The organism is Pseudorhizobium halotolerans, from assembly GCF_902153235.2.
Classification (GTDB): Bacteria; Pseudomonadota; Alphaproteobacteria; order Rhizobiales; family Rhizobiaceae; genus Neorhizobium; species Neorhizobium flavum.
The window spans coordinates 377,658-393,520 of sequence record NZ_CABFWE030000016.1 but is presented as its reverse complement, the minus strand read 5'-3'; the positions used below and the strand labels follow the sequence as shown (position 1 = coordinate 393,520).

The 15,863-nt window shown below is 63.8% G+C and carries 11 protein-coding genes; 6 read left to right on the top strand and 5 right to left on the bottom strand.

All coding sequences use genetic code 11. The annotated features are described in order from the left end of the window. Positions 1–100: 100 nt before the first annotated feature. The 3 genes from FN060_RS22160 to dxs all read left to right on the top strand — a co-directional run bounded on the left by FN060_RS22160 (position 101) and on the right by dxs (position 4,212). On the top strand, positions 101–1,204 hold the full coding sequence (locus FN060_RS22160) for a GNAT family N-acetyltransferase (RefSeq protein WP_139346227.1): 1,104 nt from the start codon (positions 101–103) through the stop codon (positions 1,202–1,204). Positions 1,205–1,278: 74 nt separating this feature from the next. Further along, complete coding sequence (locus FN060_RS22155) at positions 1,279–2,202, top strand: pirin family protein (protein ID WP_077548127.1); 924 nt, start codon at positions 1,279–1,281, stop codon at positions 2,200–2,202. Positions 2,203–2,292: 90 nt separating this feature from the next. Continuing rightward, the gene (dxs, locus tag FN060_RS22150) at positions 2,293–4,212 is read left to right on the top strand and encodes a 1-deoxy-D-xylulose-5-phosphate synthase (RefSeq protein WP_142590071.1); all 1,920 of its coding nucleotides are present in this window, start codon (positions 2,293–2,295) and stop codon (positions 4,210–4,212) included. Positions 4,213–4,292: 80 nt separating this feature from the next. Here the strand turns inward: dxs and FN060_RS22145 are convergent, their stop codons facing one another. Then, positions 4,293–6,353: a methyl-accepting chemotaxis protein gene (locus FN060_RS22145; protein ID WP_142590070.1), complete on the bottom strand. Its 2,061-nt coding sequence runs from the start codon at positions 6,351–6,353 to the stop codon at positions 4,293–4,295. A 202-nt stretch (positions 6,354–6,555) separates the two neighbouring features. On the opposite strand from FN060_RS22145, the gene FN060_RS22140 reads away from it, so the two are divergent. From FN060_RS22140 to FN060_RS22130, 3 genes are all read left to right on the top strand, one after another. Continuing rightward, complete coding sequence (locus FN060_RS22140; protein WP_142590069.1) at positions 6,556–7,308, top strand: TlyA family RNA methyltransferase; 753 nt, start codon at positions 6,556–6,558, stop codon at positions 7,306–7,308. Further along, positions 7,305–8,549 carry a class I SAM-dependent RNA methyltransferase gene (locus tag FN060_RS22135; RefSeq protein ID WP_142590068.1) on the top strand — a complete coding sequence of 415 codons (1,245 nt, stop codon included), beginning with the start codon at positions 7,305–7,307 and terminating at the stop codon, positions 8,547–8,549. The genes FN060_RS22140 and FN060_RS22135 overlap by 4 nt, the downstream gene beginning before the upstream one ends. A gap of 132 nt (positions 8,550–8,681) precedes the next feature. Then, positions 8,682–10,256, top strand: coding sequence for a peroxidase family protein (locus FN060_RS22130; RefSeq protein WP_142590067.1), 1,575 nt, complete (start codon positions 8,682–8,684; stop codon positions 10,254–10,256). A 63-nt stretch (positions 10,257–10,319) separates the two neighbouring features. On the opposite strand, the gene mcpU is transcribed toward FN060_RS22130, so the two are convergent. From mcpU to FN060_RS22110, 4 genes are all read right to left on the bottom strand, one after another. After that, on the bottom strand, positions 10,320–12,410 hold the full coding sequence (mcpU, locus tag FN060_RS22125; protein ID WP_142590066.1) for a methyl-accepting chemotaxis protein McpU: 2,091 nt from the start codon (positions 12,408–12,410) through the stop codon (positions 10,320–10,322). A 171-nt stretch (positions 12,411–12,581) separates the two neighbouring features. After that, entirely contained in the window at positions 12,582–13,337 is a 756-nt protein-coding gene (locus FN060_RS22120) for a crotonase/enoyl-CoA hydratase family protein (protein WP_142590065.1), read from the bottom strand. Positions 13,338–13,348: 11 nt separating this feature from the next. After that, positions 13,349–15,130, bottom strand: coding sequence for an acyl-CoA dehydrogenase family protein (locus FN060_RS22115; RefSeq protein WP_142590064.1), 1,782 nt, complete (start codon positions 15,128–15,130; stop codon positions 13,349–13,351). Positions 15,131–15,312: 182 nt separating this feature from the next. Then, entirely contained in the window at positions 15,313–15,762 is a 450-nt protein-coding gene (locus tag FN060_RS22110) for a BA14K family protein (RefSeq protein WP_142590063.1), read from the bottom strand. Positions 15,763–15,863 lie beyond the last annotated feature (101 nt).

The window sequence follows — 15,863 nt, the reverse complement described above, 5'->3', positions numbered from 1 at the left end:
GTCATCTTCACCATAACCAGGAATTCATCAGCGGGTGTCAACCCGTTCTTGAGGTTCACGCCCTAAGGCTGCAGCGCAGACATCCGGGCGCGGGAGCCAAATGGGCAGGATACGAGCACTGACGGAGAGTGACGCTGGAGCCGTGGCAGCGCTCTTCCAGCGCGTCTTTCGCCGGCAGAACACGCCGCCACCCGCCGCTTTGCTTGCGGATATCCGCGCCGTCTATCTCGATGACGAGGCCTGCGCCCCGGAACTGCCATCCCTGGTGCATGTCGAGGACGATGGAGCGCTGAGCGGCTTCATCGGGCGGCACGTGCTGGCCATGACGCTCGACGACAGGCCGCTCCGCATGGCGCTCTGCAGCTCCATTATGGTCGATGCGGAAAGAACCGGACCACTTTCCGGTGCCAAGCTGCTGAAGGCAGCGCTGGAGGGACCCCAAGACCTTTCCTTTACCGATACCGCCAGCGATGTTTCCCTGCGCATGTGGCGGGGCCTGGGCGGCTTGGCACTTCCCCAACACAGCCTGGACTGGGTCCGCATCGTCGACCCGGCGATGGCGCTGCTGGATGGTGCCGGGTGCCGCCTTTCGTTCCTCAGCCATCTGAAACCTCTGGCCCGGATGGCGGGTCGCCGTGTTCGCAGCCGTGTCCAGACCGATCCGCTTCGCTGGGCGGCTTTTCCGAACGACCAGAAGGCGGTGACGACACGAACCATCGAGCCGGAAGAGTTCGCCGACATCTTCGGGACCTGTACCCGGCACTTTTCGCTACGGCCCGCCTGGCCAGCAGAAGAAACCGCCCGACTGGCCCGCCAGGCGATGACAAAGCCGGCTTACGGTGAAGCTGTCATCGTCGGCATGTTCGACCGGAGACAGACGGCAATCGGTGCCAGCTTCTACCATGTTCGGCCGGGCTCCACTGCCCGGGTCCTGCAGCTTCTTGCCCTGCCGGGGCAGGAAGGACCGGTCCTCGATGCGGTCCTGGTCGATGCGGCGGCACGGGGCGCCAGTCTCGTGCGGGGTCGCATGCAACCGGCATTCATGAACGCCATGCTCGGCCGCCGCCTAGCACTCGTCAACACCGGGTCCAGCATCGTCCATTCCCGCGATGAAGCTCTTCTGGAAAAGGCCAGATCCGGTGACGCCTTCCTCAATGGACTGGCGGGCGAACAATGGAGCCGCATGATCGGCGGCGCGAGCTAAGCCTTCCCCTTACCAACGCGCCAAACTGGCAAAGACGGCTGCTTTCCGCTACGGTTCCGCTACAGGAGCCCGCCATGTCCTTCTTCCCCGGAACAGATCCACAAGCCGGCGATCGCTTTGCCTGCGACGCCATCGAGAACCTGATCATCCCGCGATCGAGCGACATCGGCGGCTTTGCTGTCCGCCGCGCGCTGCCGAGCCGTCAGCGTCGCCTCGTCGGCCCCTTCATCTTCTTCGACCGCATGGGCCCGGCGCTGCTGCGCGCCGGTGAAGCCCTCGACGTCAAGCCGCATCCGCATATCGGCCTTTCCACCGTCACCTACCTCTTCGACGGTGAGATCAAGCACCGCGACAGTCTCGGCACCGAACTGGTGATCCGGCCGGGCGACATCAACCTGATGACGGCAGGACGCGGGATCGTCCATTCGGAGCGGACGCCGGAGAACCTGCGCGGGCGACCGCTCTCCGTCTCCGGTCTGCAGACCTGGCTCGCCCTGCCAGATGACCGGGAGGAGATCGACCCCGCCTTCTCCCATACCGGTTTCGAAGCCATGCCGGCGATCGACAGTGATGGAGCGAGCGGCCGGGTGGTGATTGGTAACTTCGCCGGCCTCTCATCGCCGGTTCCGGTCTTCACCGACACGCTCTACGTGGATCTCCGTCTCGCGCCGGCCCGGCGCTTTCCCTTTCCGGCAGCCCACGAGGAGCGAGCGGTCTACATCCTTTCCGGCGAGCTCAACGTGGCGGGCGACGGGTTCGCCGCAGACCAGTTGCTCGTCTTCCGCCCCGGTGACGAGATCACCCTCGAAGCAGGCCCACAGGGCTGCCACCTGATGCTCGTCGGCGGTGCCGCACTCAACTCCAAGCGCTATATCTGGTGGAACTTTGTCTCCTCCTCGCGTGACAGGATCGAGAAGGCGAAGGAAGAGTGGCGAACCGGACGCTTCGACATCGTGCCGGGAGACGAAGAAGAGTTTGTGCCCTTGCCCAATATGTGAAATCCGCTAAGGCATTTACTTGAAAAAGCCTCGTTCCTCCTCATTTTGAGGGACAAGCACTTCCGGAAAGAGCAGAAAAGGCCAGACTCCGTGACATCTCTTCCCCAGACTCCCCTGCTCGATGCGGTCAAGTTCCCGGCCGACCTCAGGATGATCGAGGATCGCGACCTGCCGCAACTCGCACGCGAGGTGCGGGACGAGATGATCGATGCGGTGTCTAAGACAGGTGGCCATCTGGGGGCCGGACTTGGCGTGGTAGAACTGACCATCGCTATCCACAAGGTCTTCAACACGCCGGACGACCGGCTGATCTTCGATGTGGGACACCAGTGCTACCCGCACAAGATTCTGACGGGGCGCCGCGACCGGATTCGCACACTGCGCCAGGAGAACGGGCTCTCCGGCTTCACCCGCCGCGCCGAGAGCGACTACGACCCGTTCGGGGCCGCCCATTCATCGACCTCGATTTCAGCAGGCCTTGGGATGGCGGTGGCCGCCGACCTCTCCGGGTCGAAACGGCACGTAATCGCGGTGATCGGCGACGGAGCGATGTCGGCCGGCATGGCCTATGAAGCGCTTAATAATGCCGGGGCCCTCGACGCACGCCTGATCGTCATCCTCAACGACAACGACATGTCGATCGCGCCGCCGACGGGTGCGATGAGCGCCTATCTCGCGCGCTTGGCCTCCGGACGCACTTATATGGGCGTGCGGGAGATCGGCAAGAAACTGACGGCCTATCTCGGCAAGGGCTTCGACCGCGCCATCACCCGCGCGGTGGAGCATGCTCGCGGCTATGTGACCGGCGGCACCATGTTCGAAGAGATGGGCTTCTACCATATCGGCCCGATCGACGGTCACTCCTTCGAACATCTTCTCCCGGTGCTGCGCAATGTCCGCGACAACGGACAGGGACCGGTGCTCATTCATGTCTGCACCCAGAAAGGCAAGGGCTACCCCCCGGCGGAGGCAGCCGCCGACAAGTACCACGGCGTCAACAAGTTCGACGTCATTACCGGCACACAGGCCAAGGCCAAACCCAATGCGCCGAGCTACACGAGCGTCTTCGGCGAGTCGCTGGTGCAGGAGGCAAGGTTCGACGAGAAGATCGTCGGCATCACCGCCGCCATGCCGAACGGCACCGGCATCGACAAGCTGGCCGAGGTGTTCCCCTCGCGGACCTTCGACGTCGGCATTGCAGAGCAGCATGCGGTAACATTCGCTGCCGGCCTCGCGGCGGAAGGCTTCAAACCGTTCTGCGCACTCTATTCCACGTTCCTGCAGCGCGGCTATGACCAGGTCGTTCATGACGTGGCGATCCAGGGCCTGCCGGTCCGCTTCCCGATCGACCGGGCGGGTTTTGTCGGCGCCGACGGCCCAACCCATGCCGGCTCCTTCGACACGACCTTCCTCGCCACCTTGCCCGGCATGGTGGTGATGGCGGCCGCCGACGAGGCGGAGCTCAAGCACATGGTGCGGACAGCTGCGGCCTATGACGAGGGGCCGATCTCCTTCCGTTACCCGCGCGGCGAAGGCGTCGGCGTCGAGCTACCGGAACGGGGCCAGATCCTGGAGATCGGCAAGGGCCGGATCGTCAAGGAAGGCTCCAAGGTCGCGCTGCTTTGCTTCGGAACGCGTCTGAAAGACTGTCTGCTGGCGGCCGAGGACCTCGATGCGGCCGGCCTGTCGACAACCGTGGCGGACGCCCGCTTCGCCAAGCCGCTCGATCACGACCTCATCCGCCAACTTGCGCGCCATCATGACGTGCTTATCACCATCGAAGAGGGGGCCCTCGGCGGCTTCGGCGCCCATGTCCTGCACTTCCTGGCCACGGAAGGGCTGCTTGACCAGGGGCTCAAGGTCAGGCCGATGGTGCTGCCGGATGTGTGGATGGAGCAGGCGAGCCCGGACGCGATGTATGCAAAGGCAGGACTCGATCGCGCCGGGATCGTCACCACCGTCTTCAACGCCCTCGGGCAAAAGGGACTGGGACTTGGCGCTGCCGGGTGACATTGCGCTCTTCCCTTTCGTTAAAACGAAAACGGCCGGGATGACCCGGCCGTTTCTTTTTTCCGACTGCCCGCGAGGCGTCAGAACTCCTCCCAGTTGTCCTCGCTGGGCTTCGCTGCAGCGGAGCCGCCGCCAAAGGCTGCCGAAAGCTTCCCGTGCAGGGCGCTGGCCGGCGAGGGAGCGGGACGCGAGGCCGGTGTCGCGGCAGCAGGCTTTCGGCCCGGGACCGACTGAACCGTTGGCTTGGTAGCTGCTGGAACGACGCGCTGAGGAGCGGCCGTCGAAACAGCCGGTTTCGGGGCTGTCGGTCTGGACGACGTAGTCGCCGCACCGCCCGCAGAGCGACCCGTCACCTGCCCGCCGAGGTTGAACTGACGCAGCAGCGAGTTCAGGGACTCCGCCTCACTCGCCAGCGAATGGCTGGCTGCCGTCTGCTGCTCCACCATGGCAGCATTCTGCTGCGTGCCCTGGTCCATCGTGTTGACGGCGACATTGATCTCCTGGAGACCAGTGGACTGCTCGCGAGTGGAGATGACGATCGCCTTGATGTGCTCGTTGATCTCCTGAACCTCGCCGACGATCGCCTCCAGCGCCTTGCCGGTCTCGCCAACCAGGGCGACGCCCGAGTCCACGTGCTCGCCCGATGTGGTGATCAGCGACTTGATCTCCTTCGCCGCATTGGCAGAGCGCTGGGCGAGTTCACGGACTTCCTGCGCCACGACCGCGAAACCCTTGCCAGCGTCTCCAGCCCGGGCAGCCTCGACGCCGGCATTGAGCGCGAGCAGGTTGGTCTGGAAGGCGATGTCGTCGATAACGCTGATGATGTTGATGATCTCGCTGGAAGATTTGGAGATTTGCTCCATGGCGGAGACCGCCTTGCGAACGACTTCGCCGGACTTCTCGGCGCCAACGCGGGCGCGCTCCACGCGTTGGCCCACATCCTCGGCGCGCTTTGCGGCATCCTTGACGGTCGTGGTAACCTCTTCCAGAGCCGCTGCCGTTTCCTCGACGGAAGCCGCCTGCTGTTCGGTGCGGCGCGCCAGATCATCGGCGGCCGTGCGCACTTCCTCGGCGCCAGCATTGATTGCGGCGGCATTGGCGCCAACCGACTGCAGCGCTGCCTGAAGCTTGGAGACAGCCTCGTTGAAGTCCACACGCAGGCGATCGAGATTGCCGGTGAAGGGCGTGTCGATACGATAAGCCACGTCGCCGTTGGCCAGGCTGGAAAGCCCTGCCGCAAGGGTGTTCACCGCAAACTCCAGTTGTCCGGATTCCTGCGCCTTGATCTCGTCATTGCTTATCCGTTCGCGATCGGCAGCCGCCCGTATTGCTTCGCTTTCCTGCTCGAGACGGATCTTCTCGATGGCCGCATCCTTGAAGACGGCAACGGCATCGGCCATTTCGCCGACCTCGTCACCGCGTCCAAGCGCTGGCACCTCGATATTGTTGTTGCCCGCGGCGAGCTGGGTCATCGCCCGGGTCATGCCAACGATAGGGGTGACGATCGCCCGCGACAGGGCCCATACCAGCCCGGTTGCGATCAGACCTGCCGCGGCGCCACCGAAGAGCAGCGCCAGCATGATGTCCCACTGGGCGCTCTTCTGGTTCGCCTGCAGAGACGCGACCAGCGCGCCGGCATCCTGCTTGATCTTGGCAGCGCTTTCCCGGAACGCATCGAGCTGGCCCCTCGACTGGTTCCTGCCGATCTCGATGATCTCCTCGATCGGCGCCTCGGTGCTCTTGCGCGCGGCAAGCTGCGGCTCGCTCAGTTGCGCGTGGAAAACGTCCGCGGCTGCCCTCATCTGGTCGAGCGATGCGATCAGGCCCGGTTGTCCGACGGCTGCCTTCTTGGCCTCGTCGATTGCGGCGATCATCTTGTCGCGCTGGGCGAAGACTTCGTTATAGGTGCTGTCGCTGCGGAAAAGCAGGAAGCCGCGCTGGTTGACGGCCTGCTCAAGCATGGCTTCGAGAGCGTTGTCGACGTGATGCAGGATTTCCTGCGCCTGCGCCTGGTCTTCGGAGGCGCGCGTGGATTTCACGACCTGCCAGAACACGACCGCAGAAGCGAGCAGGCAGACGGACATCACCGCGAAGAATGTGCCGATGAGCTTCTTGTTGAGGGACAGATTCTTGAGCGACATGGGCTTCCCGTGCGTGAGTATGTAACGAATTCGAACGAGCCGAAGTCATTTCGGGCAGTCGGGAGACAGCAGCGCCGGAGGATGGCGCTCCCAACACTCAACCGGATGCGGCTTAAAATTCGATTGATATTTCGTGCGACCTTTGACGCCGCGGGCGGTCGCACCGCTTGCATCGCGCGCGAAAGGGTCCCAAGGAGGAGGCATGCCCAGTCATCCGCCGCAACGGCTCGATCAACTTCTTCTATCTCTCGGCCTGTTCTGCAGCCGTTCCCGTGCCCGGGACGCGATCGTGCGCGGCACAGTGAAGGTGAACGGCCAGATCGTCAGCAAGCCTGGTCAGACTTTTCCCGAAGATGCGGCGGTCGAGATCGACGACCCCGCGCAGGACTACGTTTCCCGGGCGGCCCTGAAGCTGGTGGCAGCACTGGATCACTTCCGCCTCGATCCCGCCGGCCGCAGCTGTCTCGACGTCGGCGCCTCGACTGGAGGGTTCACGCAGGTTCTGCTGCAGCGGGGGGCAGCGCATGTGACGGCGATCGATGTCGGGCACGGCCAGATGCACCCCTCCCTTGCGGACGATCCGCGAGTGACGAACATCGAAGGCCTCAACGCCCGTGCGCTTTGTGCCGATGATCTGGACCGACGACCGATCGACTTCATCGTCTCCGACGTTTCCTTCATTTCGCTCAGGCTCGCACTGCCGCCGGCATTGAAACTGGCGGAGCCGAAGGCCATATGCGTGCTTCTGGTCAAGCCGCAGTTCGAGGCCGGTCGCGAGGCGATCGGCAAGGGCGGCCTCCTGAAGGAGCCCGATAGCGGCCCCGCGGTCGCTGCAACGCTGGAGACCTGGCTGACGGAAGAGATCGGCTGGCGGAGCCTCGGGCTCATCCCCTCCCCCATCGCCGGCGGTGACGGCAATCAGGAATACCTGCTGGCAGGGACGAAAGAGACATGAGTACGCTGACGGTAACCATCAATCGGCTCGGCGCCCACGGACACGGGATAGCCAACACGGCCGAAGGACCGGTCTACGTGCCACATGCCCTGCCGGGCGAGACGGTAGCGATTGCCCGCAACGGCAGCCATGGAACACTTCTTTCGACAGCGATCTCATCCCGGGATCGGGTTGCGCCCCTCTGTCGCCACTTCGATCCTGACCGCGACGCCTGCGGCGGTTGCTCGTTGCAGCATCTTGCAAAGCAACCCTACCGCGAGTTCAAACGCAATCTCGTGGTGGAGGCGTTGCGAAGCAAGGGCCTTACGCCGCATGTCGAGCCGCTCGTCACCTGTGATCTCGGGCAGCGCCGCCGAACGGTGTTCTCAGCCCGCCGGACGGACAAGGGTCTCCTGCTCGGCTTCAATCGCGTCGAGACGAACCACATAGTCTCCGTTGAGGAGTGTCCCGTTGCAGCCCCTGCGATCATGGCGCAACTGGATGCCCTGCGCTCGATTGCAGCTGCCCTTACCGGTGGTTCGGAGAGCTTTCGCCTGACCGTGCTGGAAACCCTTGCCGGTCTGGATGTGGCGGCCGAGGGCGTGAAGCCCCTCGACGAGAAACGACGGCGTGCGGCAATCGAGACGGTGATGCGGCTCAGCGCCATCGCCCGTGTCTCGGTCAACGGCGAGATCCTCGTCGAGCCCCACAAACCGCTGGTCGACTTCGGCGGCGCGCTGGTGACGCCGCCGCCCGGGGCTTTCATGCAGGCGACGAAGGAGGCGGAGGATGCGATGGCCGCTCTCGTGCTTGCCCATGTCGGCAAGGCGAAGCGCGTGCTCGACCTGTTCGCGGGTTCCGGGACATTTGCTCTGCGCCTGGCGCGGACGGCGCGGGTGCATGCCGTCGAGAGCGAGGACAAGCCACTCAGGGCGCTCGACCTCGCAGCCCGCACCACCCAGGGCCTCAAGCCCGTGACCGTGGAGAAGCGCGACCTCTTCCGCCGGCCGCTCACGGCGCAGGAGCTGAAGGTCTATGATGCCGTCGTCTTCGATCCGCCACGGGCGGGTGCCGAGGCGCAGGTCAGCGAACTGGCGCGCGCCGGCGTGAAGAAGGTGGCGGCGGTGAGCTGCAATCCCCTCACCTTGGCGCGCGACCTCAGGCTACTAGTCGATCAAGGCTACGAGATCCGATCGGTAACCCCCGTAGACCAGTTCCTCTGGTCACCTCATGTGGAAGCAGTCGCGCTTCTGCACCGCTGAATACCGCAAGCCTCACAACTTCACGCATCCGCAGATTGAACATGCGGTTGGTTGTATCCGAGACCCCTCAATGCAATCATGGCGATTATTCCAGAACCCGGAAAATCGGAGATTGCAGAAGGAGGGGAAATCATGACTGACATTGCGATGCATGGACATGGTGTGCGGGGCATGAAGCGAGAGGCGTTGCACTCCTTCAACGGGATCGGCGACCCCGGCAAATTCGGGGTGATGTTTCCGGACCTGTTGCCGCTCCACGTCGGCGACGACGCGCTGTTTGAACTCGCCCAGGCGATGCGCGACCACGGCGACGTGGGAGTGGATCCGGATCCCGCCGGTGACAACGAGGCTATACCCGCCGGCTATACCTATCTCGGCCAATTCATCGACCACGACATCACGCTGGACACGACGCCACTCGACCAGCAGAAGGCCGATCCCAAGGCTACGGACAATTTCCGGACGCCCGCGCTCGATCTCGACTCACTCTACGGAGATGGACCCGGTATCCACCCCTACCTTTACCAGCGGGATCCCACGACATTCGAGATCACTCAAACGTTCCTCATCGGGCATACGGGTGCGTCAAACAATGAGAAGAACGAACCGATCCAGTCGCTCCGGCATGACCTGCCGCGCAACCAGGTCGGCCATGCGCTGATCTTCGACGAGCGCAACGACGAAAACCTTCTCGTGTCACAGACGCATCTGCTGATGCTGAGGTTTCACAACGCTGTCGTCTACTGGTTGAAGGAGAGGCAGCCCTCGCTTCAGGGGATGGCGCTTTTCCATGAGGCCCGCCGGATCGTAACATGGCATTACCAGTGGATCGTCCTCTTCGACTTCGTCGAGCGGCTGACGGAGCCGGGCCTGATCACCCGCATCAAGAGGGAGGGGCGGCGCTTCTACCGGTTCAAGAAGCGCCCCTACATGCCGGCGGAGTTTGCGGCGGCCTGCTACCGGTTGGGCCATTCCATGGTTCGCGAAACCTACAGCCACAATCGCGCCTTCCATCCGGGCAGCCCGAGTATCGCAAACGGAACGCTGCAGGCTCTGTTCTTCTTTACCGGCAAGTCCGGCAAGATCGTCGGAGAACTGGCTCCGGACGCGGAAGCCTTTCCACCCAATCCCCAGCATATGCTGCCCTCGAACTGGGTGATCGACTGGCGGCGGTTCTTCGACGTGGCAGGCCAGGGTGGTGAGGATTTCGCCTTCAACTTCTCGCGCAAACTCGATCCCTTCATTGCACCGTCGCTCCACACGCTGCCGGGCCTGCGGGAGGATCCGACGGAGCAGCAAAGACGGGATGCGAATCTTGCCTTCCGCAACCTGCGGCGCGGCGTCCAGATCGGCCTGCCGTCCGGACAGGACGTCTGTCGGGCGATGCAGATCGAGCCGATGTCACCGGAGGAGATCGCCACCGGGCCGGACGGCGAAGTTGCGAGGGAGCACGGCCTGCATGAGGCAACGCCGCTCTGGTACTATGTGCTCAAGGAAGCACAGCACCATCATGACGGCAGGCGACTGGGGCCCATGGCGTCTACCATCATCGCCGAGACCTTTCTCGGCATGGTCCATGGCGACGAGGAATCCTTCCTCTGGAAGCGCTCAAACTGGAAGCCGGAACTGACCTGCGAACAGGAGGGTCATTTCACCATGGCAGACCTCATCCGCTTCGTCGGAGACATCAACCCTCTCGGCTCATGAATGCGACAGGCCGCGGCAGTCCTTCCTGCCGCGGCCTTTCCGGATTCCATGCGTGGCGGAAAATTACGCCGCCCTGCGCCTGCCATGCGTCGATGTGCCGGCCTGGGCCGTCATCCCGAGGTTGAAGCGGGCGAGCAGTTCCATCAGCTTGGCGGCTTCTGCCGCAAGGCTATGGCTGGCGGCCGTCTGTTCCTCGACCATCGCGGCATTCTGCTGCGTGCCCTGATCCATGGCATTGACCGCGTTGTTGATCTCCAACAGACCGGTCGACTGTTCGCGCGTCGCCGTTACGATCGCGCCGACATGGCGGCTGATTTCCTGGACCTGCGAAACGATCGCCTGCAAGGCGTCTCCCGTCTGGGCCACCAGCGTCACGCCCGAACGCACCTGGGTGTTCGAGGCCGTGATGAGCGCCTCGATTTCCTTTGCTGCCTGGGCAGAACGCTGGGCGAGTTCACGGACCTCCTGGGCAACGACAGCGAACCCTTTGCCGGCCTCGCCTGCACGTGCCGCTTCGACGCCGGCGTTGAGTGCCAGAAGGTTGGTCTGGAAGGCGATGTCGTCGATGACGCCAATGATGTTGGAGATCTTGCCGGAAGAGTCCTCGATCTCCGTCATCGCCGCAACCGCCTTGGAGACGACTGCACCGGAATGTTCGGCGCCATCGCGTGCGCGGGATACCAGCGTGCCAACCTCTTCGGCGCGATGCGCCGTGTCGCGCACGGTGGTGGTGATCTCTTCCAGAGCCGCTGCAGTCTCCTCGACGGAGGCCGCCTGCTGTTCGGTCCGGCGGGCGAGACCATCGGCGGCAACACGGATCTCCTCGGCGCCGGCATCAATCGTCCGGGCATTCGAGCCGACCGCCTGCAAGGCTGACTGCAACTGCGTGACGGCCGCGTTGTAGTCGGTGCGGAGACGGTCGATGTGAGCAGCGAAGGGCACTTCGATGCGATGGGAAAGATTGCCATCTGCAAGAGCGCCGAGCGCTTCGGCAAGTGCCTTCACCGCCCGCTCCGCCTCGGCCTGATCATGCGCCTTCTGCGCTTCCCGCTCGCGGCGCTCGGCATCGCTGAGGCGACGCCCCTCTTCGGCCTCGCCTTCCAGGCGTTCCCGCTCCAGAGCGTTGGTGCGGAAGACGGACACCGCGGCAGCCATGGCGCCGATCTGGTCACGACGATCTTCGCCAGGGATGGCGACCGTCAGATCTCCAGCGGCAAGACGTTCCATGGCATGGGTCATGTCTGTCACCGGACGCACCACGAGACGGCTCAACATCCAGGCCATGGCGCCTATCATCAAGGCGACCGCGAGCACTGTGGCAATGACCGCAGCCGTCTGGAAGGCTGTTAGCGACGCATAGGCCGCTTCGGCATCGACGGCGAAGCCTAGATACCACTCCACGGAGGGAAGACCGGCGACCGGAACGAAACTGACCAGGACGTTGCGGCCGCCGAAGGTGGCCTCCACCATCGTCGCTCCGGTGGCCGGCGTGTCCTGCGGGAAGACATCAGCCAGCGTCTTCATGACAAGGGAGGCCTCCGGATGAATGAGCACGGTCCCTGCCTTGTTTACCAGGAAGGCGGTGGCTGGGACGCCAAGATCGATCGACTTGACCATCGCAACGATGCTCTGCAACGAGAAGTCGCTACCGACGACGCCGGCCAGGGCGCCCTCACGGTTCACGGGCACGGCGGCGCTGACCACGAGGTCTCCACTGGAGGCATCGACATAGGGCTCCGTGAGGACGACGCTGCCGGAGGCCACCGCATCTTTGTACCAGGGCCGCTGGCGCGGATCATAGTCGGCCGGCATCGGCAGGTTCGGCCACATGGTGAACGTGCCGGCGGTATCACCGAAATAGGTGCTCGAAAACTCCTTGGTCAGCACCTGGTTATCCAAGACTGCGGTGACCGCATCCGGATTCCGGCTCACGGCATCGGCGACCATGTTGGTCAGCACGACGCGACCGTTCATCCAGTTGGCAAGCGCCTGCGACGCCTGCCCGCCGGCAGAGGAGATGCTGTCCTCGACCGACTTGGTCACTGAGGCGTGCTGGATGGAATTGATGTGGAAGGAGAACCCGGCGAGTGCGACGACGACGACCACGGAGGCCGCGACGAGGATGCGGGTCATGAGATTGGCTCTTTTTGCCATGACTGGTCCTTGGATGCGCGCCGGCAACGCCTGCGGAAGCAAAAGCTGCAGCGTCCGGCCATTCTGAATGATGGGAACGGCGCATCATGCGCAAGGGCACCTCCCATGCCCTGCGCCCAGTTAGGAACAATGATATTAAGAATAGCCTAAAATTAAGCCGGTGCGCCGGCTTTAGCGGCGCATGAATGCCTCGAAAGCTGCCCGGGCCTCGGCGCTGCGGAGCTGCGCCGTGAAGTGCACCAGTTCCTCGTCCATGCGCGCCAGCACATCGTCGCCATTGCCGCGGATGAGGTTGCGGGCGATCTTCATGGCATGGGGAGGCTTGGCGGCGAGGTTTGCGGCCAGCGCAAGCGTCTCGGCCTCGACAGCGTCCGATGAGACGATCTTCCAGACTATGCCGGCCTCGCGGGCCTGTTCAGCGGAAAAGCTCTCGCCTGCGGCGAGCAGTGCGAAGGCTCGCTGGTATCCCATCACCCGCGGCGCGATGAGACTAGAGGCAGCCTCCGGCACCAGCGCGAGGTCGACGAACGGCGTGCGGAAGAGGCTGCGATTGGAGGCGATCGTCATGTCACAGTGCAGGTGAATTGTCGTACCAATGCCGATGGCTAGGCCGTCGACGCCGGAGACCATGGGCTTGTCGCAGGTGGCGAGTGCCTGGAGGAAATCGGCGGCCGATGGCCTACCGCCGCCACCCATGGCATAGGTGAGGAAATCTGCCATGTCATTGCCGGCTGAAAAGCAGTTGTCGGTCCCGAGGAAGGCAACCGCGCGGATCTCGGCGTCATTGTCCGCCTCATGTAGGGCTTCTGTCATGCGGGCATACATGGCCGTGGTGATGGCGTTCTTCTTCTCCGGCCGGTTGAGGCGGATGAGGAGAACGCCCGGCTGCGTGTCGGGCCGCTCGACGAGAATATGGTTGTCACTCATGGCATCTCTCCTCAGGCCAGAACGCCGCGGGCCGCTTCGAGGCTGGCAGCCCCTTCGATGACCTGGCGGTTCAGCGCCGCCGTTTCAGGCAGCAGGTTCTCCACAGCAAAGCGGCAGAGTGCAATGCGGTGTGCCCCCTTGCCATCCTCCGCAGGCGCAAGAGCCCCCTTTGCGAGATAGACGCCGGTCAGCACCAGGCCAAAGAGGCGCTGATACGGCGTGGCACCTGCGAGCGCCTCGGCCACGCGGCCTTCTGCCTGCGCCTTCAAGAGCCATTCCGTCGCCGCCTCCAGATCGCTGATCGCCGCCTGCAGGCCCTCAGCCGTCCTGCCGAAGGCTGGTTCGTTGGACGAGGCGACGCGCTCAGCGACTTCTTTCAACTCGGCGATGAAGCCGCCGACCTGGCCACCGCCAGAGAGCGGCAGCTTGCGGGTCACGAGGTCGATCGCCTGGATACCGTTGGTGCCCTCATAGATCGGAGCGATCCGCGCATCCCGAAGATAGCGGGCGGCGCCGGTTTCCTCGATGAAACCCATTCCCCCATGCACCTGAATCCCGAGGGACGCGACGTCCACGCCCGCATCGGTGGCGAAGGACTTGGCGATCGGCGTCAGGAGTGCGGCGCGCTCGCTCCAGGCCTTGGCCTCGTCGCCCTGGCTATGATGGGCCATGTCGATGGCGTGGGCACAGGCGTAGCAGATGGCGCGGGAGCCCTGGGTCAGCGCCTTCATCGTCAGCAGCATGCGCGCCACGTCGGGATGCTCGATGATCGGGCTCATGCCGCTTCCCGTCCAGCCGGGCGCCTTGCCCTGAGTGCGCTCCCGGGCATATTCAATGGCCTTCTGGGTGGCCGCCTCGGCGATTGCGACACCCTGCATGCCGACGGCGAGACGGGCGTTGTTCATCATGGTGAACATGCAGGCGAGGCCCTTGTTCTCCTCGCCAACCAGCCAGCCGATCGCGCCCTTCTCTTCACCGAACTTGCCATCGCCGTAGATCATCGTACAGGTCGGCGAGCCGTGGATGCCAAGCTTGTGTTCGATCGAGTGGCAGAAGACGTCGTTGCGGGCGCCGAGCGAGCCATCCTCGTTGACGAGGAACTTCGGCACCAGGAAAAGCGATATGCCGCGCGTGCCGGCGGGCGCATCCGGAAGGCGCGCCAGCACCAGATGGATGATGTTATCCGCCGCGTCGTGCTCGCCCCAGGTGATGTAGATCTTCTGGCCGAAGATCCGGTAGCTTCCATCGTCGCGGCGTTCGGCGCGGGTCTTGAGCACACCGAGGTCGGAACCGGCATGCGGCTCCGTCAGATTCATGGTCCCGGTCCATTCGCCGGAGACAAGCTTCTCAAGATAGATTGCCTTGAGTTCGTCGCTGCCGTGCTTGTCGAGCGCCTCAATGGCGCCCATGGTGAGGGTCGGTGCGAGGGCGAAGGCCATGGAGGCCGAGTTCCACATCTCCAGCGCGGCAACGTTCAGCATGTGCGGCAGATTCTGGCCGCCATAGGCTTCCGGACCGGTAAGGCCGTTCCAGCCACCTTCCCGCCAATTGCGGTAGAGATCGGCCCAGCCGTCCGGTGTGGTGACCGCACCATCGGAGATGCGGGCTCCCTGCCGGTCGCCGACCTCGCCGAGAGGTGCCATCTCGTTGGTAGCAAAGCGGCCGGCCTCTTCAAGGATGGCATCAACCAGATCCTGCGAGAGATCACCGAGCCTGCCTGCGTCGATCGCTCCCGAAAGTCCGACGACATGATTCAGGGTGAAGGAAATCTCCTCGACCGGAGCCTTGTACATGCTGCATCCTCCTCATGGACGGCCGGGGGCGGGCCCGGCAAGAAACTCCCTGCTTTTTACGTAAACGTAAATCTGATTGTCAATGGAGCTGGCTCCTAGCTACGCAGAAACAGACAGCAAAAAGCCCGTCGGGCGGACGCCGGACGGGCTTCTTCTTCTCTGAGCAGGATCAGCTTGCCAGCTCAGTAATAGGGCGAGTAGCAGGTCTGGCGCGGGCCATGATAGGGCTGAAAGGTATTGGAATAGGCGTCATAGGACCGGTACCGGGCATGGCACCAGTCATAGTGGCGCGGGTTCAGGCCGCTGGCGCGGTACGCCGGAGCCGGCTCGACATAGCGGGGCTGTGCCGCGATAGCGCCGCCGATCAGGGCGCCTGCACCGAACGCTGCGAGGGGAAACCAGTAGCCGTCATGGTAGCGGTAGCCGGGGCGATGATGCCGGTAGCCGCGATGCCCATGGTAATAGCCGCGACGGTAACCGCGGTGGCGGACTTCGGTTACATCCGATTTCGCTTCTATCTTTGCCGCCGGGTTTGCCACACTTGGCATGGCGGCCTGGGCGGGCATGAAACCCGTACCGACGACAGCTGCCGCGAGGGCGGCGATCGCGACTTTTCTGAACAGCTCTTTCATCTTCTTCTCCGTTGAAGTTGAATTCCGCTCCCGTCGACCAGCACGGCTGCCGGGTATCCATGGATCAGCAAACTCATAGTGAAGGCAAGCTGAACCCCGAG

What these genes read in the sequence shown, in the direction of transcription:
- FN060_RS22160 (WP_139346227.1), top strand. Translation starts at nt 101, where the DNA reads ATGGGCAGGATACGAGCACTGACGGAGAGTGACGCTGGAGCCGTGGCA.
- FN060_RS22155 (WP_077548127.1), top strand. Translation starts at nt 1,279, where the DNA reads ATGTCCTTCTTCCCCGGAACAGATCCACAAGCCGGCGATCGCTTTGCC.
- FN060_RS22145 (WP_142590070.1), bottom strand. Translation starts at nt 6,353, where the DNA reads ATGTCGCTCAAGAATCTGTCCCTCAACAAGAAGCTCATCGGCACATTC.
- FN060_RS22140 (WP_142590069.1), top strand. Translation starts at nt 6,556, where the DNA reads ATGCCCAGTCATCCGCCGCAACGGCTCGATCAACTTCTTCTATCTCTC.
- FN060_RS22135 (WP_142590068.1), top strand. Translation starts at nt 7,305, where the DNA reads ATGAGTACGCTGACGGTAACCATCAATCGGCTCGGCGCCCACGGACAC.
- FN060_RS22130 (WP_142590067.1), top strand. Translation starts at nt 8,682, where the DNA reads ATGACTGACATTGCGATGCATGGACATGGTGTGCGGGGCATGAAGCGA.
- mcpU (WP_142590066.1), bottom strand. Translation starts at nt 12,410, where the DNA reads ATGGCAAAAAGAGCCAATCTCATGACCCGCATCCTCGTCGCGGCCTCC.
- FN060_RS22120 (WP_142590065.1), bottom strand. Translation starts at nt 13,337, where the DNA reads ATGAGTGACAACCATATTCTCGTCGAGCGGCCCGACACGCAGCCGGGC.
- FN060_RS22115 (WP_142590064.1), bottom strand. Translation starts at nt 15,130, where the DNA reads ATGTACAAGGCTCCGGTCGAGGAGATTTCCTTCACCCTGAATCATGTC.
- FN060_RS22110 (WP_142590063.1), bottom strand. Translation starts at nt 15,762, where the DNA reads ATGAAAGAGCTGTTCAGAAAAGTCGCGATCGCCGCCCTCGCGGCAGCT.